Source organism: Jatrophihabitans sp. (genome assembly GCF_051960575.1).
Classification (GTDB): Bacteria; Actinomycetota; Actinomycetes; order Mycobacteriales; family Jatrophihabitantaceae; genus JBQCEE01.
Map to the genome: position 1 here is coordinate 1 of NZ_JBQCEE010000341.1, position 24053 is coordinate 24053.

A 24053-nucleotide genomic window follows, 5' to 3' on the forward strand; every position below is an offset into this window, starting at 1 on the left:
ACCCTCGAACGACGAGTCCGTGCGGCGCTCAACCTCACTCCGCTCGGCTTCGTCCAACGGCTTCGCATCGAACGAGCTCGGCACCTCTCAGCAACCACGGACCTCACCTCCGCCGAAATCGCGCGACGGGTCGGCTACGCGAACGCCGAGACTCTGCGCTCCCTCCTGCGCAGGGAGCGACGCCGTTCCTGACCTATCGCCATGCCCGTAGCCGGTGTCCTAGCTGCTCGACTGGAACCACCTCTCAGCACGTCGCGTCGACGCTCCTGCGTCGCCCCTGGACGACCCACTCGACACGCCCGCAGCACAGGCCATGTGACGTGCCCCGGCTTCCCGGACGGTCGGGGTTGGGTGGCTGTGATGTCGCTGCGTTCTCGTCGAGGGGGTCAGCAGACTCGATCAGGGTCGATTGGGATGAGACGCGAAGGCGGTCAGGTCAGGGCGGCCGAAGCCGGCCGGCGGGGTAGCGTCGGACACGTCGAGGCCTTTCGGATGAATGACGTAGGAACCTCCATCGTCGGGAGACCCCGACGTCTATCTGCGGACCGACGCGCCTGGCCGACCTACACCCTCATCTGGGGAGAGCCCGAAAACCTGACCACGACCGCCGGGAAGGCGGGCATCCCGGAGGTTGTGGTCATCCCGGGATGATCACCGAGGCCCTAGGCTGCGGGCGTGTTCGGCATCCTGCGTCCGTGTCGCAACCGGTTCGGCGACGAGCTGCGGACGCGGTGGATGGGCCATCTCTGCGGGCTCTGCCTCGCCCTGCGCGACCACCACGGGCACATGGCGCGCTTTGTCACCAACTACGACGCGGTCGTCCTGTCGGCACTGATCGAGGCGCAGCAGCCGGCCGTGCGGCAGCGGGTCGTCGGGCCGTGCGCGCTGCGGGGCCTGCGCGGCGCGACGGTCACCGACGGCGGCGCGGCGCGCTTCGCCGCGACCGTGTCACTGCTGCTCGCGGCGGGCAAGCTCGACGACCACCTGGCCGACGGCGACGTGCGCGGGCCGCTGCGGCGCCGCACGACCGCTCTGGTCGGGCAGCGCTTCGCCGCGGCGGGTGGCGAGTCGGCCGACGCTCTCGGTCTGGACGCCGGGGCGCTGCTGACCGCCGTCGCCGAGCAGCCGCATCGCGAGCGTGCCGCCCGCACCTTGCTCGACGCGAGCGCACCCACGGAGGCGGCGACGGCGCTGGTCTTCGCGCACACCGCGGCGCTGGCGGGTCGCCCGGCGAACGCGCCGGCGCTGGCGGAGATCGGTGGACTGTTCGGGCGGCTGGCGTACGCGCTCGACGCGGTCGACGACCTCGCCGCCGATCGGCGACGCGGCGCGTGGAACCCGATCGACCGCTTCGGCCTCTCGCCCGGCGAGGTGCGGGCGGTCTGCGACGACGCGGTGCTCGGCATCCGCCTGGCGCTGCGCGACGTGCGACTCGACGACGCGTCCCTCGTGCACGCGCTGCTCGTGCACGAGACCGAGCAGGCGGTGCGACGCTCGTTCCGCGCCACGGCGCCCGCCCCGCCACCGCTCACCCCGCCGCTGCCACCTCAGCAGCAGCCGCCGACCGGCTGGGAGGCGCCGCCACCGCCGCGGTCACGCACCCGCGTCTGGCTCGCGTCCCTCGTCGCCTGTGGCACCTGTGAGGCCTGCGGCGACGATCCGCACGGTCGCGGTCGGTGTCGGCACTGCGCGAAGGACTGCGCCGGTGATCTGTGCGAGGACGGTTGCCAGTGCGCGTGCAGCCATGCGTGCAACGGATGTTGCAGCGGCGACGGCTGCGACTGCGGGAGTTGCGACTGCGGATGCGACTGCAGCTGCTGAGGTTGCCCGGCGCGAACGCGTCGATCTTGTGCCTGACGCGCGTCAGCGTGCGCGCGTACTGCACAAGATCCACAGCGCGTCGGCGACCTCGTGCACGGCGCGCGTTGGCTTGCGCGCGTCCTGCACAAGGTCCACATCGCCGCGACGACGTTGTGCACGGCGCGCGCGATCCCAGACGCGTCCTGCACAAGATCGTGTGTGGACGCAGCGGGACGAGCGGTCAGACGACGGCGGGGAGCACGGTGACGGGGGCGCCGTGGCCGCCCATGCGGTACGGCTCGAGGTCGGCGTCCCACGAGGCACCGAGCAGGTCGGCGAGGCCGTGCTGGAACTCCTCGACCGACCGGGCGCGGGCAGCAAGGCCGCGCAGCCGCTCCTCGCCGACGACGACGTCGCCGCTGGCGCTGATCATGCTGCGGTGGAAGCCGCGGCCCGGGACGTAGGCGAGCCGCTCACCGTCCGAGGCGGCGGTGCCCTCCTCGGTGATCTCGAAGACGAGCATCGGCCAGGCCGACAGGGCCTTGGCCAGCGCGGCAGCGGTGCCGGTCGGGCCGATCCAGGCCACCTCGGCGCGTAGCTGCGTGGGGCTGGCCGGCTGGTTGGTCCACTCGAGGCGGGCGGGTCGGTTGAGCACGCCGGCCAGCGCCCACTCGACATGCGGGGCGAGGGCAGGCGGGCACGAGTGCAGGTACACCACGCCGCGCGTGGTGGGCAGCACTCGGTCCGTCCTGGTCCGGACGTTCGACATCGCACACCTCCTTGTTTCGACGCGACGCCTTCCCCAGCGGCCCGTCTCGGCGGAGTTGTGCGTCCCCATTGTGACGCATGAGGTGGCTGTTACGCCAGTGCATTGAAAACGATCTCGGTCGACGTGCCGGGCGGCTGTCAACCTTTCCCGACCCCCGTCCGCTTTGATCAGGTGTGAACGTGACCGCGCCGGACCGCTTCAGCGCCTTCGTCGGGTCGTCGTCGCGCACCCTGCACCGGGCCGCCTGGCTGCTCACCGGCGACTGGGCGGCGGCCGAGGACCTCCTGCAGACGGCCTACGCGGCGACCTGGACGCACTGGGCGACGGCGCAGCACGCGCCCGAGGCGTACACCCGGGTGGTCCTCACCCGCACCTTCCTCGCCTGGCGGAAGCGGCGCTGGACCGGTGAGATCCCGAGCGACGAACTGCCCGACACCGTCGGCACCGGCCGTGACGCCATGGACGACGCCGCCCGGCGCCGCGACCTGCAGGCCTGTCTCGACCTCCTGCCGCGCCAGCAGCGCGCCGCCGTCGTCCTTCGTTATTTCGCCGACCTGTCCGAGGCGCAGACCGCCGAGGCGATGGGCTGCTCGGTCGGCGCCGTCAAGACCCACACGTCCAGGGCGCTGGCCCGGCTGCGCCAGGAACCGGCGGTCGCCGCCGTGCTCACCGGAGGGATGTCATGACCGACCCCGGCTTCACGCCCGAGGAGCAGCGGCTCGCGCACTGGTTGCAGACCATCACCCCCGAGCCGCCGACGGTGATCACGCTGGACGCCATCGCGGCACACCTCGACGATCACCGCGACGACCACCGCATCCACGCTGTGCGGTCACCCCGGCGCGCGGCCTGGCTCCCGGCGCTCGCGGCGGCGATGGTCGTCGCTCTCGTGGCGCTCGCGCTGACGTGGTCGTCGGCGCGGCACGACAGTGCGCCGGCCCGCCCGTCCCCCAGCCGCCCGATCACGGCGACGCCGCACCGTGCCGACCCGCTGCCGGTGCACCCATGGGGTGCGCGGGCCCTGGGCGATGCCCGTGTCGCGCCCGGCACGACCGTGACGGCCGACGGCCGGCTGTTCGCCGTCAGTACCGCCACCGTGCGTCCACGACTGCTCGAGATCGATCCCCGCACGGGCGCGACGACCGAGCTCTCGACGTCCTACGTCAGCGAGTCGGGGCACGGCCCGGTCGACGGCGGTGCCCCGCCGCGGCCCGTCGTCGCGCTCGACCGGGTCTGGTACGTCGAGGGCACCTATCCGCACGGCGTCGACGTCGAGAGCTACCCCCTCGCTGCGGCGTCCGGCGGGTTCGGCATCTTCCTCGACCGCGCCGCCACGCCACCGGTGCTCGCGGGCGGCCCCGACGCCGCCTACATCGGCATCGGCCGCACGGTGCACATCGAGACGCCGCTGGGTGCGGCCTCGATGCACGACCGGACGTTCCGTGTCGACGCGCCCGTCACCGGCCTCGCCGTGGCACCCGACGGCACCCGCCTGTTCGTCGCCGTGCGCGGCGACGACGGCTCGGCCCGGCTCGAGGTGCGCGACCCGGCCACCGGCCGGCTGCTGTCGGGCCCGACCACAGCCGGTCCCCTGCTCGGCCTCGTCGGCACGACCGGCGGCCTCTGGTCGACCGCCGCGTCCGGCAACGGCGCGCAGATCCAGTTCGCGCCGACGACCCGGCTGGACACCCCCACGCCGGCGGCCGCAGGCGACAGCGGCGGTGGCTACGACACGACGGCGACGGTCAGCGGCGGCGCGGTCTGGATCGGCGGCAACGGCACGCTCGCCTGCGCCGACCCCGACTCGGGCCGCGTGCGGGCGAGCGTCTCGTTCGCACAAGCCAGCGGCGACGCGGTGTACCTCGACGGCGTGACCGTGCTCGGCCGCACCGCGGTCGCGACGGTGCTCGCCGACGGCACCGCACGGGTGGCGACGCTCACGCCACCTGCCGCCTGCTTCGGCTGAGGCTCAGCCGCGTCCGGCGAGCGCCGTCAGCGTCTCGCCGAGGGGCGCCTCGAGCTTCACCGTCGCCAACTCGTCGCCACGCGTCGGGCCCTGGTTGACGATGGCGATCGGCGTGCCGAGGGCCGCCGCGCGGCGCACGAAGCGCAGCCCGGACATCACGGTCAGCGACGATCCGAGCACCAGCAGCGCGCGACAGCCCGCGGTGAGCTCGAAGCAGTGCTGCACGCGGGGCTTCGGCACGCTCTCGCCGAAGAAGACGACGTCGGGCTTCACGAGATCGGACGAACAGACCAGGCATCGCGGCGGGACGAAGCCGATGAGCGCCTCGTCGGGGATCTCGGCGTCGCCGTCAGGGTTGATCCGCGCGATCCGGGCGTCGAAGTCGGGGTTGGCCGCGAGCATGCGCGCACGCAGCGACGCACGCCCCTCGGTGTTGCCGCAGGTCAGGCAGACGACGCGGTCGAGGCCGCCGTGCAGCTCGACGACGTCCTGCGCGCCGGCCGCCTGGTGCAGCCCGTCGACGTTCTGCGTGATCACGCCGTGCAACCGGCCCGCGCGCTGCAGCGACGCGACGGCGTCGTGCCCGGCGTTCGGCAGCGCGTGCGCGATCTGCCCCCAGCCGAGGTGACTGCGGGCCCAGTACCGCTGCCGCGCCTCGGGCGAGCCGGTGAAGGCCTGGTAGGTCATCGGCGTGTGCTGGCGCGAGGCGCCGGTCGGGCCGCGGTAGTCGGGGATGCCCGACTCGGTCGACAGACCGGCACCGCTCAGCACGAGCACGTCGCCGTCGTCGAGCAGCCCGGCGATCTCGTCGAGCGCCGCCGCGGTCTCGAGCGTGCCCGCGGTGCCGACGAGGAAGCTCACCGTTCCAGTGTGCCTGGGCCGTGCCGGCAGCGGTCACATGTGCAGGCGGCGGCGCACCACGTCGGCGTCGAGCCCGAACTCCTCGAGCGTGTACCGGTGCGCCGGCGCCGCACCGGCCGATCCCTCCGGCCCGAGCGAGGTCATCGCCGCGCGCGCCTCGTCCGACAGCGGCGTGCCGAGGCGCTGGTAGATGCGCTCGGCGACGGCGATCGGGTCGGCGATGAGGTCACGCTGGTCGACGTCGAGGAAGGACGCCTCGTCGTGCCGGGCCCGGGCGTCGCGGTACAGCTCGGCGCCGCGGGCCCAGAGGTCGAGCTGGTCGCGTCCGATGGTCTCGCCGACGAACACCGTCGACTGGCCGGCAGTGGCCTGCGCCGACAGCGAGCAGCTGGACGCGAGCGCGGTGACCGGGTCCCGATGGGTGACCACGATCAGGGCGTCCGGGTAGGTCTCGAGCAGCGCGTCGACGGCGAACAGGTGTGACGGGTTCTTGAGCACCCAGCGCTTGTGCGGCTCGTGCGCGCCGATCACCTGCAGGTTGCGCCGGTGCCGCTCGTAGGCCTCCGTCCACGACTGCGTCTGCAGCCAGGCCGAGTAGCCGGGCAGGTGCGCCAGCGACTCGAACCCGATCGAGCGGAACGTCTGGCGCAGCACCTGCCAGCACTCCTCGACCGTGTCGGCGGCCATGTAGTGCACGCCCATGAAGTCGGGGTTCTCGGCGTGGTGCTTGTCGAAGCCCGCCTGCATGGCGGCGAAGAACGGGTTCTGCGGCCACTCGTCGCGGGGCGGGCGGGGCTGCGGCGCGGCGGTGAGCCACAGCTCCAGTCCCTGGGCCTGCGGATCGGCGCAGAGCAACCGGTGCAGGGCGGTGGTGCCGGTGCGCGGCAGGCCGGTGACGAAGATCGGCCGCTCGATGCGCACGTCGGCGCAGGCCGGGTTCGCCCACCACGACGCCTCGGCGATGAGCCTTGCGACGAGCGTGTCGCGCATGCCCGCCCGCGCCACCTTCGCGCCGAGCTCGGTCAACCCGGCGTCGCGCTCGTAGCTCTCGATGAGCACGGCCAGGCCGTCGCGGTACTCGCCCGCGCCGAAGTCCGACAGCCCGGTGCGCCGCGTCGCGGACGCGTGCAGGTCGTCGACGGTGCCCAGGCTGACGGCCGTCCCGGTCATCCGAGCATCCGGTTCGCGACGGCGGCCTGGCGGGCGGCGATCCGGTCGCGCCACTGCTCGGGCGTCACCTGCGCGTCGGCGTGGTACGGCAGCACCGACGGCAGCGCGTCGAACGGGACGACCTCGACGTGCGGCCCGTCGGCGGGCGTGAGGTCGCGGGTCGTGCGCTGCCACCGGATCTGCAGGTAGCCACGGTCGTGCCCGGTGGTCTCGAGCCAGTTGGCCACACCGGGGTTCCGCTCGCTGACGACGAACCGCAGCATCCCGTCGGCGTCCACGCGCGCCTGGTCGGCGGTGAGCGAGGTCTGGTGGTCGATGAAGTTGAGCGAGACGTACCACATGCTGCCGAGCTGGAAGCCCTGGTACGGCGCGACGTCCGGGCCGGCCTTCGGGACGGTGACGATCATCGCCTCGTCCGGCGAGAGCTCGTAGTGGCCGACGCTGCTGAACTGCGTCGCGAGCCCGCCCGGCGTCAGCCGTGGCTCGGTCATCGTGTTCACCGGCAGCTTGAGATAGAACCACTCGGGGAACTGCAGGAAGGTCTGCACCTGCGAGACGAGCGACTTGGCGGCCGCGTCGAAGCGTCGGGCCAGCAGCCGCTCGTCGGGCGGCGGCGGCGCCTCGCCGATGCGGTCGACACGCTGGATGCGGATCGTGCCGGGGGCGGCCGTCCAGTCCGACCAGACCTCGCGCACGAGCAGCATCGAGGCGTTCGGGGCCAGGGCGAAGCGGTTGCGACCGCTCAGCCCGGGGCCGAAGCGCAGCTCGAAGCGTCCGTCGGCGTCGATGTCGAAGGCGCGGTCGTCGAAGGCGTTGAGGCTGTCGGGCACCTCGGCCGGCGTGTAGTCGCCGCCGAGCAGCTGGAAGCTGAGGTCGGTCGTGCCGCCGCGGCGTCCGGTGACGACGTACTCGGCGTCGGGACGGATGCGCGCGCTGAAGTAGAGGGTATCCGGGTTGTCGAGCCCGACCTTCGTGTACGGCGTCGCCGACCGGACGAAGTACGGGAAGTCCTTCTCGTGGCCCCAGGCGCCGGCGACGGCGGCGCGCACCAGTCCGCCGAGATAGTCGAGCCCCTCGACGACGTCGCGCTCCGAGCGGATGTGCGGCGCCTCGCGGATGAGCTTCTCGGCCGCTACCACCGCGTCGGCGAACGCTTGGCTGATCACGCGTCGCAGACTAGAACGTGTTCTACTTGCGGTCAATCGGTGCCCGGCGCACGGCAGGCCCTACGCCGCGACGCCTAGGATCATCACGTCGCGGGTGGAACCGACCCGCCAGGATCGAGGACGACACGCGGTGACCGTCACCTATGAGCTGAGCCATCTCGACAAGCTCGAGGCCGAGTCCGTCCACATCTTCCGCGAGGTCGCTGCCACCATCGAGAAGCCGGGACTGCTGTTCTCGGGCGGCAAGGACTCGGTGGTGATGCTGCACCTGGCCGTGAAGGCGTTCTGGCCGGCGCCGGTGCCCTTCCCCGTGGTGCACGTCGACACGGGCCAGAACTTCGACGAGGTGCTCGAGTTCCGCGACCGCACGGTCGAGCGGTACGGGCTGCGGCTGATCGTCGGCTACGTGCAGGACGACATCGACGCCGGGCGGGTGCACGAGGAGTACGAGCACGCACCGCGCAACCGGCTGCAGACCACCACCCTGCTGCGCACGATCGCCGAGCACCAGTTCGGTGCGGTCTTCGGCGGTGCCCGCCGCGACGAGGAGAAGGCGCGGGCGAAGGAGCGGGTCTTCTCCTTCCGCGACGAGTTCGGCGCGTGGGACCCGCGCAACCAGCGTCCCGAGCTCTGGAGCCTCTACAACGGCCGGCACAAGCGCGGCGAGAACATCCGCGTGTTCCCGCTGTCGAACTGGACCGAGCTCGACATCTGGAGCTACATCCTGCGCGAGCACATCGACCTGCCGTCGATCTACTACGCGCACCGCCGCAGCGTCGTCGAGCGCGACGGCATGCTGCTCGCGGTGAACCGGTTCATCCAGCCGACCGCGGACGAGACGCCGTTCGACGAGATGGTGCGCTACCGCACCGTCGGCGACGCCACCTGCACCGGCGCCGTCGAGTCGAACGCCAGCACGCCCGAGGAGGTCGTGGCCGAGGTGGCCGCCGCGCGCATCACCGAGCGCGGCGCGACCCGGGCCGACGACAAGATCTCGGAGGCCGGCATGGAGGACCGCAAGAAGGAGGGCTACTTCTGATGAGCGAGTTGCTCCGCATCGCGACCGCCGGGTCGGTGGACGACGGGAAGTCGACGCTCATCGGCCGGCTGCTCTTCGACTCCAAGGCCATCTTCGAGGACCAGCTCGACTCGGTGTCGGCGACGTCGAAGGCCCGCGGCAACGACGCGCCCGACCTGTCGCTGCTCACCGACGGCCTGCGTGCCGAGCGTGAGCAGGGCATCACGATCGACGTCGCCTACCGGTACTTCGCCACGCCCAAGCGCAAGTTCATCATCGCCGACACCCCGGGCCACATCCAGTACACGCGCAACATGGTCACGGGTGCGTCCACGGCCGATGTGGCGATCATCCTGATCGACGCGCGCAACGGCGTGCTCGAGCAGTCGCGTCGGCACGCGTTCCTGGCGACGCTGCTCGGCATCCCCCACCTGGTCGTCTGCATCAACAAGATGGACCTCGTCGACTGGTCGAAGGAGCGGTTCGACGAGATCCGCACCGACTTCCAGAACTTCGCCACCAAGCTGACCGTGCAGGACCTCTCGTTCGTGCCGATGAGCGCCCTCACCGGCGACAACGTCGTCGACCGCTCGGCGAACATGCCCTGGTACAAGGGCACCTCGCTGCTGACGCACCTCGAGGACGTGCACGTCAGCAGCGACCGCAACCTCATCGACGTGCGGCTGCCGGTGCAGTACGTCATCCGGCCGCAGCAGTCGCAGGACGCGACGCTGCACGACTTCCGCGGCTACGCCGGCACCATCGCCGGCGGCGTGATGAAGCCGAACGACGAGGTCACCGTGCTGCCGTCCGGCTTCTCGACGCGCGTGTCGGCGGTCTGGGCGCCGGGCGGGGTCAAGCTCCAGGAGGCGTTCGCCGGGCAGGCGGTCGTCGTCGAGCTCGCCGACGACATCGACATCGCCCGCGGCGACATGATCAGCCGCCCGCACAACCGGCCGACCGTCGGTCAGGACATCGACGCCATCGTCTGCTGGCTCACGCCCGACTCGGAGCTCAAGCCGAACAACCGCTACATCGTGCAGCACACGACCCGCTCGACCCGCGCGGTGATCAAGAAGCTCGATTACCGGCTCGACGTCAACACGCTGCACCGCGACGAGCAGGCGCAGGGCCTGGCGCTGAACGAGATCGGACGCATCCGGCTGCGCACCCAGGTGCCGCTGATGTTCGACGCCTACCACCGCTCACGCGAGACCGGCTCGTTCATCCTCATCGACGAGGCCACCAACAACACCGTCGCCGCCGGCATGATCACCGGCGCGTCGGCCAAGGACTCGCAGGTCGTCTGGCACGGCGGCTCGGTGCGTGCCGAGGAGCGCGGCACCCGCGGCATGACGGTGTGGCTCACCGGGCTCTCGGGCTCGGGCAAGTCGACCGTCGCCGCCGAGGTCGAGCGCCGGCTGGTCGCGTCCGGGCGGCCCGCGTACCTGCTCGACGGCGACAACCTGCGCCACGGCCTCAACGCCGACCTCGGCTTCTCGGCGAAGGACCGCGCCGAGAACGTGCGTCGCGTGGGCGAGGTGGCCAAGCTGATGGCCGACGCCGGCGTCATCGCCGTCGTCTCGCTCGTCTCGCCGTACCGGGCCGACCGCGACAAGGTGCGCGCGTCGCACCAGGCGGGCGAGGTGCCGTTCCTCGAGGTCTTCGTCGACACCCCGCTCGAGGTCTGCGAGCAGCGCGACCCGAAGGGCATGTACGCGAAGGCGCGTGCCGGTGAGATCAGGAACTTCACCGGCATCGACGACCCGTACGAGCCGCCGCTCATGCCGCAGATGCGGTTGGTGCCGTCGGACGGCGACGCCGCGCAGCAGGCGGCGAAGCTCATCGAGCTGATCGAGGAGATCGCCCCGTGACCGACCCTGCCTCGGACGCCGCCCTCGCGGCGACCCTGGCGCAGGAGGCCGGCGCCCTGCTGCTGCGGCTGCGGGCCGAGAGCGGGCTCACCGGCAAGGACCTCGGCAAGCGCGGCGACGCCGACTCGAATCAACTCCTGTTGCGTCGCCTCGCGGCGGAACGGCCGGGCGATGCGGTGCTGTCGGAGGAGTCGGCCGACTCCCCCGCACGCCTGTCCGCCGACCGCGTCTGGATCATCGATCCCCTCGACGGCACGCGCGAGTACGGCATGCCGCCGCGCAGCGACTGGGCCGTGCACGTGGCCCTGTGGGAGCGCGCGGCGGCCGACGGCGCCGGCGACATCACCGCCGCGGCTGTGGCGCAGCCGTCGCTCGACTCGGTGTACGCCACCGACCGGACGACGGCCGGCATGACCGACGACCACCTGGTCTTCCTGGTCAGCGACAGCCGCCCGCCGGCGTTCGCCGCACCGGTGGCCGAGGCGCTCGGCGCGCAGCTGCGGCCGATGGGGTCGGCGGGCGCGAAGGCGATGGCCGTCGTGCGCGGCGACGCGGCCGCGTACCTGCATGCCGGCGGGCAGTGGGAGTGGGACAGCGCCGCGCCGGTCGGCGTCGCGCTGGCGGCGGGACTACACGCCTCGCGCGTCGACGGGTCGCGGCTGGTCTACAACAGCGCGCACCCCTACCTGCCCGACCTGCTGATCTGTCGGGCCGACCTCGCGCAGCCGATCCTCGCGGCGATCGCCGACGCAGGCGTGTGAGCGTCTTCGCCGGGCAGGTCGCGCTCGTCACCGGCGCCTCGCGCGGCATCGGCCGCGCCATCGCGCAGCAGTTCGCCGCCGCCGGCGCGTCGGTCGTCGTGCACTACGGGTCGGACGGGGCTGCGGCCGAGCAGACGCTGGGCTCGCTCGCGTCCGGGGATCATCTGGCGGCGCAGGCCGAGCTCGGTGAGCCGGCCGCGGTCGACGCCCTCGTGACGCGGGTCGTCGAGCGCTTCGGCCGGCTCGACGTGCTGGTGAACAACGCGGGCGTCTATCTCGACCACCCGATCCTCGGCACGTCGTACGACGAGTGGCAGCAGGCGTGGCGGCGCACGCTCGCCACGAACCTGCTCGGGCCGGTGAACCTCGCGCACCGGGTGGCGCCGGTGATGGTCGCGCAGGGCGGCGGCCGCATCGTCAACGTCACCTCGCGCGGTGCCTACCGCGGCGAGCCCGAGCACACCGCCTACGGCGCCAGCAAGGCGGCGCTCAACTCGTTCGGGCAGTCGCTGGCGCAGGAGCTCGCGCCGCACGGCGTCCTGGTGACGACGGTGGCGCCGGGGTTCGTCGAGACCGACATGGCCGCGCCGTACCTCGAGGGCGCGGCCGGCGAGGCGATCCGGGCACAGAGCCCGCTGCGGCGCGTGGCGACGCCGGACGAGGTGGCGCGCATCGTCGTCTTCCTCGCCACCCCGGGCACCGAGTACATGACCGGCGCGATCGTCGACATCAACGGGGCGTCGTACCTCCGCTCGTAGAACGGGCTTGATCGCGTCCGGCACACTGCTGCGGTGGGGTACCTCGATCTCGCCGGCGTCGACTTCACGCTGCCCGACGGGCGCGTGCTGTTCGACGACGTCTCGCTGCGGGTCGGCGACGGCACCAAGACCGCGCTGGTGGGCGCGAACGGCGCCGGCAAGACCACGCTGCTGCGGCTGGTCAGCGGCGACCTGGCCACCCAGCGCGGACGGATCGCGCGGGTCGGGCGCATCGGCGTCATGCGGCAGTTCATCGGGTCGGTGCGGGACGCGACGACGGTGCAGCAGTTCCTCGTCGACCTCGCCGCCCCGGCCGTCGGCGCGGCGTGGGCCGACGTGCAGCGCGCCGAAGAGGCGCTGATGGACGACGACAGCGAGCCCCGACAGCTCGCGTACGCCAACGCGCTGGCGCACTGGGGCGATGTCGGCGGCTACGACGCCGAGGTGCTCTGGGACGTCGTCACGGTCGCGGCGCTCGGCGTGCCCTACGACGGGTGCAAGTACCGCGCGCTCGCCACCCTGTGGGGTGGCGAGCAGAAGCGGCTGGCGCTCGAACTGCTGCTGCGCGGCAACGACGAGCTGCTCATCCTCGACGAGCCGGACAACTACCTGGACGTGCCCGGCAAACGCTGGCTCGAGCAGCGGCTGCGCGAGACCACGAAGACGGTGCTCTTCGTCAGCCACGACCGTGAGCTGCTCGCCGCTGTCGCCGACCGCGTGATCACCGTCGAGGGCGGCACCGCGTGGGTGCACGGCGGCGGCTTCGCGTCGTACCACGAGGCGCGCGCCGCGAAGCACGAGCGGATGGCCGAGCTGCGCCGGCGCTGGGACGAGGAGCACCAGCGGCTGATCGACCTCACCCGCACGCTGCAGCAGCAGGCCAAGATCAGCCCGGACATGGCGTCGCGCTACCGCGCGATGGCGAACCGGCTGGCGAGGTTCGAGGAGGCCGGGCCGCCGCCGGACAAGCCGGAGGAGCAGCGGGTGACCATGCGGCTGCGCGGCGGCCGCACCGGCGTGCGCGCCGTGATCTGCGAGGGCCTCGAACTGGTCGGGCTGATGCAGCCGTTCGACACGACGCTGTACTACGGCGAGCGGGTCGGCGTGCTGGGCGCCAACGGGGCGGGCAAGTCGCACTTCCTGCGGCTGCTCGGCGGGGCCGAGATCGCGCACCGCGGTGCGTGGCGGCTCGGCGCGCGGGTCGTGCCCGGACTGTTCGCGCAGACGCACGCGCACCCAGAGTGGGCGACCTCGACCCTGCTCGACGTGCTGTGGGCGGGTGCCGACGACCGGCCGTCGCTCGCCCGCGGACCGGCGATGTCGGTGCTGCGGCGCTACGGGCTCGAGCAGCAGGCCGAGCAGCTGTTCGGCTCGCTGTCCGGCGGCCAGCAGGCGCGCTTCCAGATCCTGCTGCTCGAGGTCTCCGGCGCCACGTTGTTGCTGCTCGACGAGCCGACCGACAACCTCGACGTGCTGTCGGCCGAGGCGCTCGAGGAGGCGTTGGACGCGTTCGAGGGGACGGTCGTCGCGGTGACGCACGACCGCTGGTTCGCGCGCTCGCTCGAACGCTTCCTCGTCTTCGGCGCCGACGGCAGGGTGTACGAATCGGACGAACCGGTCTTCGACGAGACGCGGGTGGCTCGCGTCCGATGAGGCGGTGCGGTCTAGCGTGGGCCGCATGACCGAACCGGATCCCGAGGAGACCGTGCCCGACCTGCGTCCGGCCGACCTGGCCGAGGTCGAGGTGGACGAGGCCGACGAGCACGGGCGCGACCTGCCGCTCGAGGCGGAGGAGGCCGACGTGCTCGAGCACCGCACGCCGGTCGACGAGGACCCCGACGAGCGGCGGCCGCCGCAGTACGACCTCTGAACGCACCGCTTGTCCCCCGGCCCAGTCAGTTCCGCGCGTCGGAAACGACTGGGACGGGGGACAAGCGGAACCTCCGCACTGCCGCCTGTCGTCTGGCGGGTCGTCGGGTCGCGGGGCAGGATGCCCGCATGAGTCCAGCCACCCTGTGTGCGGCGTTCCAGTCCACGGCGACCAAGCGACCGGACGCGATCGCGATCCGCTCGTCCGACGACCGGGTCGTCCTGACGTGGCGTGATTACGCCGCACGGGTGCGGCGCATCGCGGCCGGGCTGGCGGCGCTCGGGGTCGGGCGCGGCGACACCGTCGGCATCATGCTGACGAACCGGCCGGAGTTCCATCTCGTCGACACCGCCGCGATCCATCTCGGCGCGACGCCGTTCTCGATCTACAACACGCTCACCGGTGGGCAGATCAGCCACCTGTTCGGCAACGCCGGCAACCGGGTGGTGGTCTGCGAGGCGCAGTTCCTCGACCAGGTCACCGCCGGCGCCGCCGGTACGCAGGTCGAGCACATCGTCTGCATCGACGAGCCGCTCGACGGCACCATCACCCTCGACGCGCTCGAGGACGCCGGCGACACCGGGTTCGACTTCGACGCGGCCTGGCGGGCGGTCGAGCCGGGCGACGTGCTGACGATCATCTACACGTCGGGCACGACCGGCCCACCGAAGGGTGTCGAGCTCACCCACGCGAACATGATCGCCGAGGTCGAGGGCACCAACGCGATCATCACGCCGGGCCTCGACGACATCGTCATCAGCTACCTGCCGGACGCGCACATCGCCAACCGGTGGGGCTCGCACTACAGCAACCTCATCACCGGCATCCAGGTGGTGACGGTCGCCGACCTCAAGCAGCTCATCACCACGCTGCCGCGCATCCGGCCGACGGTCTTCGGCGCGGTGCCGCAGACCTGGTACAAGCTGCGGGCCGGGATCGAGGCGCAGCTCGCGGCCGAGCCGTCGAAGCCGAAGCGCCAGCTGGCCGACTGGGCGCTCGGGGTCGGCAAGCAGCGCGCGCGGCTCATGTCCGATCGCGCGCCGGTGCCGCTGCCGCTGCGGGTGCAGCACGAGCTCGCCGAGCGGCTGGTGCTGAGCAAGGTGCGGGCCCGGCTCGGGCTCGACCGCGTGCAGTTCGCCGCCACCGGCGCGGCGGCCATCGCGCCCGAGGCGCTCGAGTTCGTGCTCGGGCTCGGCCTGCCGGTCTGCGAGCTCTGGGGCATGAGCGAGACGTCGTGCGCCGTGACGGTGAACCGCCCGGGGCAGCAGAAGGTCGGCACGGTCGGGCAGGCGCTGCCGAACTGCGAGCTGCGCATCGCCGACGACGGCGAGCTGCTCGTGCGCGGGCCGCTGCTGATGCGCGGCTACCGCAACGACCCGGAGAAGACGGCCGAGACGATCGACGCCGACGGTTGGCTGCACACCGGCGACATCGCGTCCATCGACGCCGACGGGTTCGTGAAGATCGTCGACCGCAAGAAGGAGTTGATGATCAACGCGTCCGGCAAGAACATGTCGCCGGCGAACATCGAGAACGAGCTGCGCGCGGCGATCCCGCTGGCCGGCCCGACCGCCGTGATCGGCGACGACCGCCCCTACGTCGTCGCGCTGTTCACCCTCGACCCCGACGCCGCCGCGGCGTTCGCCGCGCAGCACGGGCTCGCCGACGGCTCGCCGAAGTCGCTCGTCGACGACCCGGCGATCCGCGCGGTGTTCGAGCAGGGCGTGAAGGTGGCCAACGAGAAGCTCTCGCGCGTCGAGCAGGTCAAGCAGTGGACGATCCTGCCCGAGACCTGGGAGCCCGGTGGTCCCGAGATCACCCCGACGATGAAGCTCAAGCGCAAGCCGATCGCCGAGAAGTACGCGTCCGAGATCGAGTCGCTCTACGCCCGTTGAGATGCCGCTTGTCCCCCGGCCCAGTCATCTCCGACGGCCAGATCTGACTGGGACCGGGGACAAGAGGGAGCGTGGAGGTTGACCATGGACGCGATCACCGAGCGGTTCGAGGCCGAGCGCGACCGGTTGCACGCGGTGGCGCGGCAACTGCTCGGGTCGGCGGCCGACGCCGATGACGTGGTGCAAGAGGCGTGGCTGCGCCTGCATCGCACCGACGCCGGCGAGATCGACAACCTGTCGGCCTGGCTGACGACCGTCGTCTCACGGCTGTGCCTCGACCAGCTGCGACGGCGCGCCGCCCGGCGTGAGGACCCGCTCGACGAGGCTCCCCCGCGCGCCGACGACACGGGGCCCGACCCCGAGCGCGAGGCGCTGCTGGGCGACGCGGTCGGGCCCGCGCTGGTGGTGCTGCTCGACTCGTTGCGTCCGGTCGAGCGGCTGTCGTTCGTGCTGCACGACGTCTTCGCCGTCCCGTTCGACGAGATCGCCGAGATTGTCGGCCGCTCCCCCGACGCCGTGCGGCAGCTGACGAGCCGGGCCCGCCGGCGGGTGCAGGGCCGGCGACCCGACGGCTCGATCGACGTCGCGCGGCAGCAACGGGTGGTCAAGGCGTTTCTCGAAGCATCGCGCCACGGCCGGTTCGACGACCTGCTCGCGGTGCTGGCGCCCGACGTGGTCGTGCGGGCCGACGCCGTGGCGGCCGCGATGGGCGCCGAGGTCGAGATCCGCACGGCGCAGGCGGTGGCGACCGCCTACAACGGCCGTGCGAAGGCGCTGCGGCTCGCGCTGCTCGACGGCGTGCCCGGCGGCGTCTGGGCCGTGGCCGGCGAGGTGAAGGTCGCCTTCGAGTTCACCGTCGTCGACGACCGCATCACCGAACTCGTCCTCGTCGCCGACCCCGAGCGCCTCGCCACCCTCGAGGTCGACTACCTCTGAGCCCTAGGCGGGCTGCTGCTGGGTGATGCAGTGGATGCCGCCGCCGCGCTCGAACAGCGGGCGGGCGTCGACGGTGACCACGTCGCGGCCCGGGTAGGCGTCGCGCAGGATCGCGGCGGCGTCGGCATCGTGCGGGTCGTCGAAGGCGCACGCGATGACGCCGCCGTTCACGAGCACGTGGTTGACGTAGCTGAAGTCGACGTAGCCGCCGTCGTCCTGCAACACCTGTGGAGCCGGCAGGTCGACGATCTCGAACGTCTCGCCGCGCGCATCGCGCGCCGCGGCGAGCGTCGCCCGCAACTCGGCGGTGACCTCGTGGTCTGGGTGCGAGGCGTCACGCTGGTCGTGCAGCAGGACGCGACCGGGCGAGCTGATCGTCGCGCAGATGTCGACGTGCCCGCGGGTGCCGAAGGTGTCCGAGTCACGGGTGAGCCCGCGGGGCAGCCAGACGACGGCCGTCGCCCCGATGGTGCGGGCCAGCTCGGCCTCGATGTCGGCGCGCGACAGCCCCGCGTTCCGGCCCGGGTCGCGCTGCACCGTCTCGGTCACCAGCACCGTGCCGAGGCCGTCGACGTGGATGCCGCCGCCCTCGTTGACCAGCGTGGAGTCGACGCGCTCGACGCCCGTCCAGTCGACGATCTGTGCACCGAGCAGCGCGTCGTGGTCCCAGATCGCCCACGACTGCGCGCCCCAGCCGTTGAAGACCCAGGTGACCGCGCCGGCGCGGCCGTCGGCACCGCGCACGAACGTCGGCCCCGAGTCACGCATCCACGCGTCGTCGATGACGAACTCGCGCAGCTCGACGGCGGCAGACAGGTACGTCGGCGCGACATCGCGGTCACGCGGGTGCACGACCACCGTCACCGGCTCGAACTCGGAGGCCGCGTTCGCGACCGCCGCCCACGTGCGGCGCGCCGTCTCGGCGTCCTCGCCCGTGTCGCCGAGGGTGTAGCCCGCCGTCGGAAAGGCGAGCCACAACCGTTGTTGAGGGTCGCCCTCGTGCGGCATGACCCAGTCGGTCACCGCTCCCGCCCGTACGGGTGCTCGGCGTCGACCGGCGCGACGAGCGTCGAGTACGTGTCCGGACGCCGGGTGCGCAGGAACGGGAAGAGGTCGAGCCAGTCCTGCCGCTGGGCGAGGTCGAGGTCGGCGACGAGCACACACGGTTCGTCGCGCGGCGCCTGTACCAGCACGCGTCCGTAGGGGTCGCTGACGAACGACGACCCGTAGAAGGTGTTGCCGGGCGTGCCGTCGTCGCGGGTCTCGGCGCCGGTGCGGTTCGGCACCACCATGAACAGCCCGTTGGCGATGCCGTTGCCGACGATCACCTGCTGCCACAGCGGTTGCGTGTCGAAGTCGGGGTGGTCGGGCTCCGAGCCGATCGCGGTCGGGTAGGCGACGATGTTCGCGCCGCCGAGCGAGTAGGCGCGCGCGACCTCGGGGAACCACTCGTCCCAGCAGGTCGGCATGCCGATGCGTGCACCGCCGAGGCCGCCGGGTGCGTAGACCGGGTACGGGGTGTCCGGCGGGCCGGGGCGGAAGTACTTGTCCTCGTAATAGCCGGCCGTCACCGGGATGTGCAGCTTGTTCGTGGCACCGACGAGCTCACCCGACGGCGCGATCAGCACGGCGGTGTTGAGCCCGAGGCCGTCCTCGGCCGCCGCGCGCCGGTAGAGCGACGCGTGCACGAACACGCCGTTGCGCTGCGCCGCCTCGCGGGCGAATGTGACGGTCGGCCCGGTCTCGAGGTCCTCGGCGGTGTCGCCCGGCGCGGTCTCGGGCAGCGTGTCGGCTGGGTAGCGCGACAGCACGATCTCGGGCAGGAAGACCGCCTTCGCACCGTGCGCCGCGGCAGCGTCGACGGCCGCGTGCAGCCAGGCGAGCAGCGCGTCGCGGTCGGGCGTCCAGGCGTGCTGGACGACGCCGATGCGCAGCGGCGGCAGCTCGGGTTCGTGCACTCGGGCGGGTGACGGCGGCAGCTCCGCATCGAGCGGCGCCGTGATCACGCGGATCTGCATGCCGAGAGCCTCGCACGACGCCCGGCGGCGCTGGAACCGGCCGGTGGTCAGCCGCGCGAGGCCGCCGACCGGGCCCCCCGCGGCGCGGCGTCTGCCGGCGAGCGCGGCGCCGACGCGACGGCGATGCCGGCCACCGTGGCCGCGGCGAGGTACGAGACGAGGCGCCACAGCAGCGCCCGCGAGGCACGGGACGACAGCTTCCCCTCCATACCGGCAACGCTACGACGACGGCCGGTGATCGTCCCCCGACGACCCGGTGGCGATTGCCACACCCCGCGCGCCGCCTCGACCAGCGCCTGCTCCCACCGCGTCCGCCCGCCGCACGCGCGCGACGTCGACCTTGTCCGCGACGCCGCGCAGCACACGCGGCCGCACCTTGCCGATCCGCAGGTCGGGCAGCTCGCCCGCCTGCGCCAGCGTGTCCGCCGTGGCGAGCACCTGTCCACCGTGCGCGATGCCGGTGACGCGCGCGCTGACGTTGACGACGATCCCGACGAGGTCGTCGGAGGTCACGATGACCTGCCCGGTGTGCACGCCGGCGCGCAGCCGCAGCGGCTCGGGCGGGTGCTCGACCAGTTCGACGGCGGCGCGCAGCCCGGCCGAGGCGGTCGGGAAGACCAGCATCAGCCCGTCGCCGAGCCGTTTGACGATCCGGCCGCCGTACCGGCGCACGATGGCCGCGGCGGCCCGCTCGTGGTGCCCGAGCAGTTCGAGCGCGGCGTCGTCGCCGCGTTCGGCGGTGAAGCCGGTGAACCCCTCCAGGTCGACGAAGACGACCGTCGCGACGTTCGGCGTGTCCCGCGAGCGGGTGCCGATCCCCCGGTTCCAGAGCAGGTCCCACGACAGCAGCTGCAGGCCGCTCACGCCCAGCGCGCCGAGCGCAGACGGGTGCCGTTCGACCGCCCGCTCGAGGAACCGGCGCATCACGTCCACCGGCGGCGCCACGCGCGGCTGCCGGTGCGCCGGATCGGCCAGCCACTCCGCGTCCACCAGGCCGACCTCGACCGCCGCGTCGCGCACGAGCGGGTTCCGCTCGATCATCGCCGCCAGCCGCTCGGCGAACGCGTTCGCGCTCTGCTGCTGCGCCGGCAGCGCCTGCACGCGTCGCTGGGTCGGGGTCACCGCCCCAGTATCCGTTACCCGAGGTCACGCCTGTCGGCTGGCGGCGCGCCACGCGGGCGCCGTCACTCCCGATGATCTCGGGGAAACCCCGGCGCAGGCCGGGGTTTCCCCGAGATCATCGGGGTCGGCGGCGTGGCGTCAGGACTCGCGGGGCACCGGGAACTGCGCGCGCATCGCGACGTCCCACAGCCGGTCGGGTGTCAGCGCGCGCTGGGTGATCGCGAGGTGGGCGGACGCCGTGACGCGGTAGCGCGCCTTCGGGCGCGGCGCGGCGATGGCCTTCGCGATGACCTTCGCCACGGCGTCCGGGCCGCCGCCGAGCCGGCTGAGGGGGCCTCGGTAGGCCTCGGTCGTGGCGGACGTGACCGCCCGGTTGAACTCGGCGTACGGCCCACTGTCGGGCAGGTCGGCCATCGAGTTGGTGGCGGCGGTGGCGAAGTCGGTGACGATGAGGCCGGGCTCGATGAGCACCACCTTGACGCCGAAGCCCTGCACCTCGAAGCGCAGTGCGTCCGAGATCGCCTCGACGGCGTACTTCGTCGCGTGGTAGACGCCGCCACCGGGGAAGGTGAGCTTGCCGCCCATCGACCCGATGTTGACGATGCGCCCGGACCGCTGCCGCCGCATGCAGGGCAGGACGAGTTGCGAGAGCCGGATCAGCCCGAAGACGTTGGTCTCGAACTGCCGCCGGATGTCCTCGAGCGGGATCGTCTCGAGCGCGCCGCTCTGCGAGTACCCGGCGTTGTTCACCAGCACGTCGACCGCGCCGTGTTCGGCCTCGACCGCCTCGACCGCGGCGGCCATCGACGCCTCGTCCGTGACATCGAGCGTCAGCGCTCGGCAGCCCTGCGCCACGAGCCCGTCGAGCGTCTCGGGTCGGCGGGCGGTCGCGTAGACGGTGTGACCCTCGGCGGCGAGGTGGGCGGCCGTCGCGGCGCCGATCCCGCTCGAACAACCGGTGATGAGGACGACGCCCATTGCGCTGCTCCCGTCAGGTGACCCCGTGCCCGAACTCGGTGACGAGCGCGCAGTGGTCGGACACCCGCATCGACAGGGCCTCCACCCTCGTCACCGGGGGAAGCGTCCCACGGACGAGCACGTGGTCGAGCTGACGGGTGGGCCGCTTGCGCGGGAACGTCGGCGCGTGCGCGACCGCGCGGTAGCCGCTGATGCGCTCGGGCATCGCGCCGGTCATGTTGAGGTCGCCGGTGAGCACCACCGGCTCCGCGAACGGCGCCAGGCTGCGGGTGAGCTGCCGCAGCTGCAGGTAGTTCCAGCCCGGCACGAACGACAGGTGGGTGTTGACGACCGTGACCGGCCCGAGCGGGGTGCGCAGGGACGCGATCACCGCGGCCCGCGGCTCCTCCTTGAGCAGCAGGAACTTCCCCGGCTCCGGCAGGTAGACCGGCGTGCGCGCCGGCAGCTTCGGCAGGCGCACCGTCTGCCAGTGCTCGGCGGGGTACCGCGAGAGCAGCGCGATGCCGTACGACGCGGTGCCCGGCTGCTCGCGTCCGGTGGCGGCGATCCAGGTCGCGCCGGGCGTGCCCGCCAGCGCCGCGACGAACCGGTGCGACACCGCACCCATCGCCGTGGCGGCCACCTGGGTCAGATCGGCGAGATGGCTGCGCGGCTGGTCACGGTCGACCTCCTGCAGCGCCAGAATGTCCGGGTCGAGCTGCTCGATGTCCCGGGCGAGGCGGTCGAGGTCAACCTCGCCGTCGTCGAGCGAGCGGCCGTGCAGGAGGTTGAAGGTCACGAGGCGCACTCCGTCTGCCTACCCGCCCGCGTGGCCGGGTAGGACACCGGCATGTCACCGGAGCGGCTGCGTCACGCCCTGAAACGGTCGGCCGCGGCGCTCACCGACGCGGGCATCGACTTCGCGCTCGGCGGCAGCTACGCGCTGTGGGTGCACGGTGCGGCCGAGCCGGTGCATGACGTCGACCTCGTCGTGCCGGAGGCCGACGCCGACCAGGCGCTCGCCGCCCTCGACAAGGCGGGCTTCCGCACCGAGCGTCCGCCAGAGGGCTGGCTGTATAAGGCGTGGGACTGCGGCGAGGGGGCTGACGAGGACGAGGTGCTCGTCGACCTGCTCTTCCAGCAGAACGGACGCGCGGTGACGGCGGCGACCGTGCGCGACGCGCCGTCGCACCAGGTGCTCGGGGTCTGGATGCCCGTGCTGCCCGCGCAGCAGATCATGGTCGCCAAGTTCCGGGCAATGAACGAGCACTACTGCGACTTCGGCGCGCTGCTGCCGCCGGTGCGAGCGGTGCGCGAACAACTCGACTGGGACGACCTCGAGCGGGCCACCGCCGACAACGACTTCGCCGTGGCCTTCCTCGTGCTGCTGCGCCGGCTCGGGATCGCGCCCGACGCGGCGTGACCTGCGATCAGTCGCGGTGCAGGTGCGGCTGGGCGAGGACGACGCCGCCGACCGGCACAAGCCGCGTCGCGGCCCAGTGCGCCTCGTCCCAGAGCATGAAGTTGAGGTCCCAGAGGTCGAGCAGGCCCTTCTCGGGGTGCACGGCCTTGATGTCGGCGGTCTCGGGACGACCGGTGCGGTCGACGACCAGGTAGCTCGCGCCGTACCACTTCTCGGCGTAGTAGGCGGCCGTCTCGAGCAGCTTCTGCAGCTCGATCTGCCGGGCCAGACGGACGCCCTCGGCGTCCAGGACGACCGGTGCTGACGCGATCGTCGTGCTGATCGTGCTCGTGCTCATGTCCGCGGCCTCCGTACCTGTCCCCCGCCGGCGTCGGCGGGTTCATCCTGCTCCAACCAACGACGTCGCCGCCAGCAGGAAACGCCGAAGAACCGCCGCCCGCCGCGATGTCCGTCACGTCCGCTCTACCCAACTCGGACATCGACTCCCCAATCCCGTGCGTGCGGATGTCCAATGTCGCCGTGCTCGTCGAGCGGGACGCGATCCTGGCGACGCTGCGCGCTGCCGTGGAGGGCGCGGTGTCGTCGCGCACGCCGCGCGGCGCACTCGTGCTGCTCGGCGGCGAGGCGGGCGTCGGCAAGACCAGTCTGGTGACCGCGCTGCTCGGCGCGCTCGGCCCTGACGTCGTCGTGCGGCGGGGCTGGTGCGACGACATCGCCGTGGCGGGCGCGCTGGCCGCGGTCGTCGAGGCGGCGCCCGAGGTCGCGGACGAGCTCGACGGCGACCGGCTGCAGCTGTTCGGACGCCTGCGTGCGCGGCTGGTCGAGCGGCCGACCGTGCTCGTGCTCGAGGACGTGCACTGGGCCGACGAGGCGACGCTCGACCTGCTGCGCTGGCTGGGGCGCCGGCTGGGCGACGAGCCGCTGGCGGTCGTCGCGACCTACCGGGACGACGAGGCACACCGCAGCCCGCCGCTGACCCGTCTCGTCGCCGAGACCGCGTCGGCGACGGCCGGCCGGTGCCTCACCGTCGCGCCGCTGACGGTCGCCGGTGTGGCCGAGCTCGTCACCGGCGCCGCGGCATCCCTCGACGCCCACCAACTGCACGCACTCACCGGCGGCAACCCGTTCTACGTCACCGAGGTGCTGGCGGCGGCCGACGTCGGGCTGCCGCCGACGGTGCGCGAGGCGGTGCTCGCCCGCGTCGACACGCTGACGCCCGCTGCGCACCGGGTGCTCGACGTCGCCGCCGTGCTGGGCGCGCGGGCCGACGCCGGGTCGCTGCTGACGCTCGCCGGCGAACCGGCCGCCGCGCTCGACGAGTGCGTCGCCCGCGGCATGCTGGTGGCCGACGGCGACGGCTGGAGCTTCCGGCACGAGCTGGCCCGTCGCGCGGTCGACGACCGGTTGCCGCCCGGGCGCCGCGCCGCGCTGCACGCCGCCGCGCTCGCCGCCCGGCGCGCGCTCGGCGCCGACGACCGCCGGCTCACCCACCACGCCGTGGGCGCCGGCGACCACGCGGCGGTGCTGCAGCATGCGCCGCGGGCTGCGACGTCGGGCGCCGCGCGCGGCCCGCCTCGCGTGGCGGTGGAGTTGGGGGGGCTCGCGCCGCGTGCGGGGGCCCCCGACCCCGCGGGGGGCCCCGGCGGCCTCGACGCGCTGGCGTACGTCTGGGACACCAACCCACACCAC

25 protein-coding genes are annotated in these 24053 nt (G+C 72.8%); 14 read left to right on the forward strand and 11 right to left on the reverse strand.

The features are described 5' to 3' along the window. Together ACTHMS_RS19025 and ACTHMS_RS19030 are read left to right on the forward strand one after the other, a co-directional pair. The coding region (locus ACTHMS_RS19025; protein ID WP_440308235.1) for a helix-turn-helix domain-containing protein at positions 1–192 on the forward strand (192 nt) is incomplete at its 5' end. A 483-nt stretch (positions 193–675) separates the two neighbouring features. Beyond that, the gene (locus tag ACTHMS_RS19030) at positions 676–1821 is read left to right on the forward strand and encodes a DUF5685 family protein (protein ID WP_440308236.1); all 1146 of its coding nucleotides are present in this window, start codon (positions 676–678) and stop codon (positions 1819–1821) included. A gap of 220 nt (positions 1822–2041) precedes the next feature. On the opposite strand, the gene ACTHMS_RS19035 is transcribed toward ACTHMS_RS19030, so the two are convergent. Next, positions 2042–2569: a DUF3145 family protein gene (locus ACTHMS_RS19035; protein ID WP_440308237.1), complete on the reverse strand. Its 528-nt coding sequence runs from the start codon at positions 2567–2569 to the stop codon at positions 2042–2044. 179 nt (positions 2570–2748) lie between these two features. On the opposite strand from ACTHMS_RS19035, the gene ACTHMS_RS19040 reads away from it, so the two are divergent. Beyond that, positions 2749–3255, forward strand: coding sequence for a SigE family RNA polymerase sigma factor (locus ACTHMS_RS19040; protein WP_440308238.1), 507 nt, complete (start codon positions 2749–2751; stop codon positions 3253–3255). After that, positions 3252–4535: a hypothetical protein gene (locus ACTHMS_RS19045; RefSeq protein ID WP_440308239.1), complete on the forward strand. Its 1284-nt coding sequence runs from the start codon at positions 3252–3254 to the stop codon at positions 4533–4535. The genes ACTHMS_RS19040 and ACTHMS_RS19045 overlap by 4 nt, the downstream gene beginning before the upstream one ends. Before the next feature lie 3 nt (positions 4536–4538). On the opposite strand, the gene ACTHMS_RS19050 is transcribed toward ACTHMS_RS19045, so the two are convergent. From ACTHMS_RS19050 to ACTHMS_RS19060, 3 genes are read right to left on the reverse strand one after another with little or no spacing between them, the layout of a single operon-like run. Continuing rightward, positions 4539–5396 carry an NAD-dependent protein deacetylase gene (locus ACTHMS_RS19050; RefSeq protein WP_440308240.1) on the reverse strand — a complete coding sequence of 286 codons (858 nt, stop codon included), beginning with the start codon at positions 5394–5396 and terminating at the stop codon, positions 4539–4541. Positions 5397–5429: 33 nt separating this feature from the next. Then, positions 5430–6566, reverse strand: coding sequence for a sulfotransferase family protein (locus tag ACTHMS_RS19055; protein ID WP_440308241.1), 1137 nt, complete (start codon positions 6564–6566; stop codon positions 5430–5432). Continuing rightward, positions 6563–7732: a hypothetical protein gene (locus ACTHMS_RS19060; RefSeq protein WP_440308242.1), complete on the reverse strand. Its 1170-nt coding sequence runs from the start codon at positions 7730–7732 to the stop codon at positions 6563–6565. Before ACTHMS_RS19060 ends, ACTHMS_RS19055 begins: the two co-directional genes overlap by 4 nt. 130 nt (positions 7733–7862) lie before the next feature. On the opposite strand from ACTHMS_RS19060, the gene cysD reads away from it, so the two are divergent. The 8 genes from cysD (at position 7863) to ACTHMS_RS19100 (ending at position 16844) form a co-directional block, all read left to right on the forward strand. Next, a complete protein-coding gene (gene cysD, locus ACTHMS_RS19065; RefSeq protein ID WP_440308243.1) occupies positions 7863–8771 on the forward strand; it encodes a sulfate adenylyltransferase subunit CysD in 909 nt (302 codons plus the stop codon). After that, positions 8771–10624: an adenylyl-sulfate kinase gene (gene cysC, locus ACTHMS_RS19070; RefSeq protein WP_440308244.1), complete on the forward strand. Its 1854-nt coding sequence runs from the start codon at positions 8771–8773 to the stop codon at positions 10622–10624. Before cysD ends, cysC begins: the two co-directional genes overlap by 1 nt. Further along, positions 10621–11385, forward strand: a complete 765-nt coding sequence (locus ACTHMS_RS19075; RefSeq protein WP_440308245.1) for a 3'(2'),5'-bisphosphate nucleotidase CysQ — start codon at positions 10621–10623, stop codon at positions 11383–11385. The genes cysC and ACTHMS_RS19075 overlap by 4 nt, the downstream gene beginning before the upstream one ends. Next, positions 11382–12143: an SDR family NAD(P)-dependent oxidoreductase gene (locus ACTHMS_RS19080; protein WP_440308246.1), complete on the forward strand. Its 762-nt coding sequence runs from the start codon at positions 11382–11384 to the stop codon at positions 12141–12143. Before ACTHMS_RS19075 ends, ACTHMS_RS19080 begins: the two co-directional genes overlap by 4 nt. A 33-nt stretch (positions 12144–12176) precedes the next feature. Further along, complete coding sequence (locus tag ACTHMS_RS19085) at positions 12177–13796, forward strand: ABC-F family ATP-binding cassette domain-containing protein (protein WP_440308247.1); 1620 nt, start codon at positions 12177–12179, stop codon at positions 13794–13796. A gap of 25 nt (positions 13797–13821) precedes the next feature. Beyond that, positions 13822–14013 carry a hypothetical protein gene (locus ACTHMS_RS19090; protein ID WP_440308248.1) on the forward strand — a complete coding sequence of 64 codons (192 nt, stop codon included), beginning with the start codon at positions 13822–13824 and terminating at the stop codon, positions 14011–14013. 128 nt (positions 14014–14141) lie between these two features. Then, positions 14142–15908 carry an AMP-dependent synthetase/ligase gene (locus ACTHMS_RS19095; RefSeq protein WP_440308249.1) on the forward strand — a complete coding sequence of 589 codons (1767 nt, stop codon included), beginning with the start codon at positions 14142–14144 and terminating at the stop codon, positions 15906–15908. Between the two features lie 84 nt (positions 15909–15992). Beyond that, complete coding sequence (locus tag ACTHMS_RS19100) at positions 15993–16844, forward strand: sigma-70 family RNA polymerase sigma factor (RefSeq protein WP_440308250.1); 852 nt, start codon at positions 15993–15995, stop codon at positions 16842–16844. 3 nt (positions 16845–16847) lie between these two features. Here ACTHMS_RS19100 and ACTHMS_RS19105 read toward each other — a convergent pair whose 3' ends face one another. The 6 genes from ACTHMS_RS19105 to ACTHMS_RS19130 form a co-directional block, all read right to left on the reverse strand. After that, positions 16848–17852: an agmatine deiminase family protein gene (locus ACTHMS_RS19105; RefSeq protein WP_440308258.1), complete on the reverse strand. Its 1005-nt coding sequence runs from the start codon at positions 17850–17852 to the stop codon at positions 16848–16850. Positions 17853–17863: 11 nt separating this feature from the next. Continuing rightward, the gene (locus ACTHMS_RS19110; protein WP_440308251.1) at positions 17864–18862 is read right to left on the reverse strand and encodes a nitrilase-related carbon-nitrogen hydrolase; all 999 of its coding nucleotides are present in this window, start codon (positions 18860–18862) and stop codon (positions 17864–17866) included. 47 nt (positions 18863–18909) lie between these two features. Beyond that, the gene (locus ACTHMS_RS19115) at positions 18910–19071 is read right to left on the reverse strand and encodes a hypothetical protein (protein WP_440308252.1); all 162 of its coding nucleotides are present in this window, start codon (positions 19069–19071) and stop codon (positions 18910–18912) included. A gap of 10 nt (positions 19072–19081) precedes the next feature. After that, on the reverse strand, positions 19082–19984 hold the full coding sequence (locus tag ACTHMS_RS19120) for an adenylate/guanylate cyclase domain-containing protein (protein ID WP_440308253.1): 903 nt from the start codon (positions 19982–19984) through the stop codon (positions 19082–19084). Positions 19985–20122: 138 nt separating this feature from the next. Then, on the reverse strand, positions 20123–20962 hold the full coding sequence (locus ACTHMS_RS19125) for an oxidoreductase (protein WP_440308254.1): 840 nt from the start codon (positions 20960–20962) through the stop codon (positions 20123–20125). A 13-nt stretch (positions 20963–20975) separates the two neighbouring features. Then, positions 20976–21749: an endonuclease/exonuclease/phosphatase family protein gene (locus ACTHMS_RS19130; protein WP_440308255.1), complete on the reverse strand. Its 774-nt coding sequence runs from the start codon at positions 21747–21749 to the stop codon at positions 20976–20978. A 42-nt stretch (positions 21750–21791) separates the two neighbouring features. Here ACTHMS_RS19130 and ACTHMS_RS19135 point away from each other — a divergent pair, with 42 nt between their 5' ends. Continuing rightward, positions 21792–22364, forward strand: a complete 573-nt coding sequence (locus ACTHMS_RS19135) for a hypothetical protein (protein ID WP_440308256.1) — start codon at positions 21792–21794, stop codon at positions 22362–22364. Positions 22365–22371: 7 nt separating this feature from the next. Here ACTHMS_RS19135 and ACTHMS_RS19140 read toward each other — a convergent pair whose 3' ends face one another. After that, entirely contained in the window at positions 22372–22701 is a 330-nt protein-coding gene (locus tag ACTHMS_RS19140; protein ID WP_440308257.1) for a hypothetical protein, read from the reverse strand. Positions 22702–22868: 167 nt separating this feature from the next. Between ACTHMS_RS19140 and ACTHMS_RS19145 the strand changes: the two genes are divergently transcribed. Continuing rightward, positions 22869–24053: AAA family ATPase (locus ACTHMS_RS19145; protein ID WP_440308259.1), on the forward strand; the 1185-nt coding region annotated here is incomplete at its 3' end.

Bases quoted from the DNA above. Each gene is read 5' to 3' on its own strand.
- ACTHMS_RS19035 (WP_440308237.1), bottom strand. From the start codon at position 2,569: ATGTCGAACGTCCGGACCAGGACGGACCGAGTGCTGCCCACCACGCGC.
- ACTHMS_RS19045 (WP_440308239.1), top strand. From the start codon at position 3,252: ATGACCGACCCCGGCTTCACGCCCGAGGAGCAGCGGCTCGCGCACTGG.
- ACTHMS_RS19055 (WP_440308241.1), bottom strand. From the start codon at position 6,566: ATGACCGGGACGGCCGTCAGCCTGGGCACCGTCGACGACCTGCACGCG.
- cysC (WP_440308244.1), top strand. From the start codon at position 8,771: ATGAGCGAGTTGCTCCGCATCGCGACCGCCGGGTCGGTGGACGACGGG.
- ACTHMS_RS19090 (WP_440308248.1), top strand. From the start codon at position 13,822: ATGACCGAACCGGATCCCGAGGAGACCGTGCCCGACCTGCGTCCGGCC.
- ACTHMS_RS19095 (WP_440308249.1), top strand. From the start codon at position 14,142: ATGAGTCCAGCCACCCTGTGTGCGGCGTTCCAGTCCACGGCGACCAAG.
- ACTHMS_RS19100 (WP_440308250.1), top strand. From the start codon at position 15,993: ATGGACGCGATCACCGAGCGGTTCGAGGCCGAGCGCGACCGGTTGCAC.
- ACTHMS_RS19105 (WP_440308258.1), bottom strand. From the start codon at position 17,852: ATGCCGCACGAGGGCGACCCTCAACAACGGTTGTGGCTCGCCTTTCCG.
- ACTHMS_RS19110 (WP_440308251.1), bottom strand. From the start codon at position 18,862: ATGCAGATCCGCGTGATCACGGCGCCGCTCGATGCGGAGCTGCCGCCG.
- ACTHMS_RS19115 (WP_440308252.1), bottom strand. From the start codon at position 19,071: ATGGAGGGGAAGCTGTCGTCCCGTGCCTCGCGGGCGCTGCTGTGGCGC.
- ACTHMS_RS19125 (WP_440308254.1), bottom strand. From the start codon at position 20,962: ATGGGCGTCGTCCTCATCACCGGTTGTTCGAGCGGGATCGGCGCCGCG.
- ACTHMS_RS19135 (WP_440308256.1), top strand. From the start codon at position 21,792: ATGTCACCGGAGCGGCTGCGTCACGCCCTGAAACGGTCGGCCGCGGCG.
- ACTHMS_RS19140 (WP_440308257.1), bottom strand. From the start codon at position 22,701: ATGAGCACGAGCACGATCAGCACGACGATCGCGTCAGCACCGGTCGTC.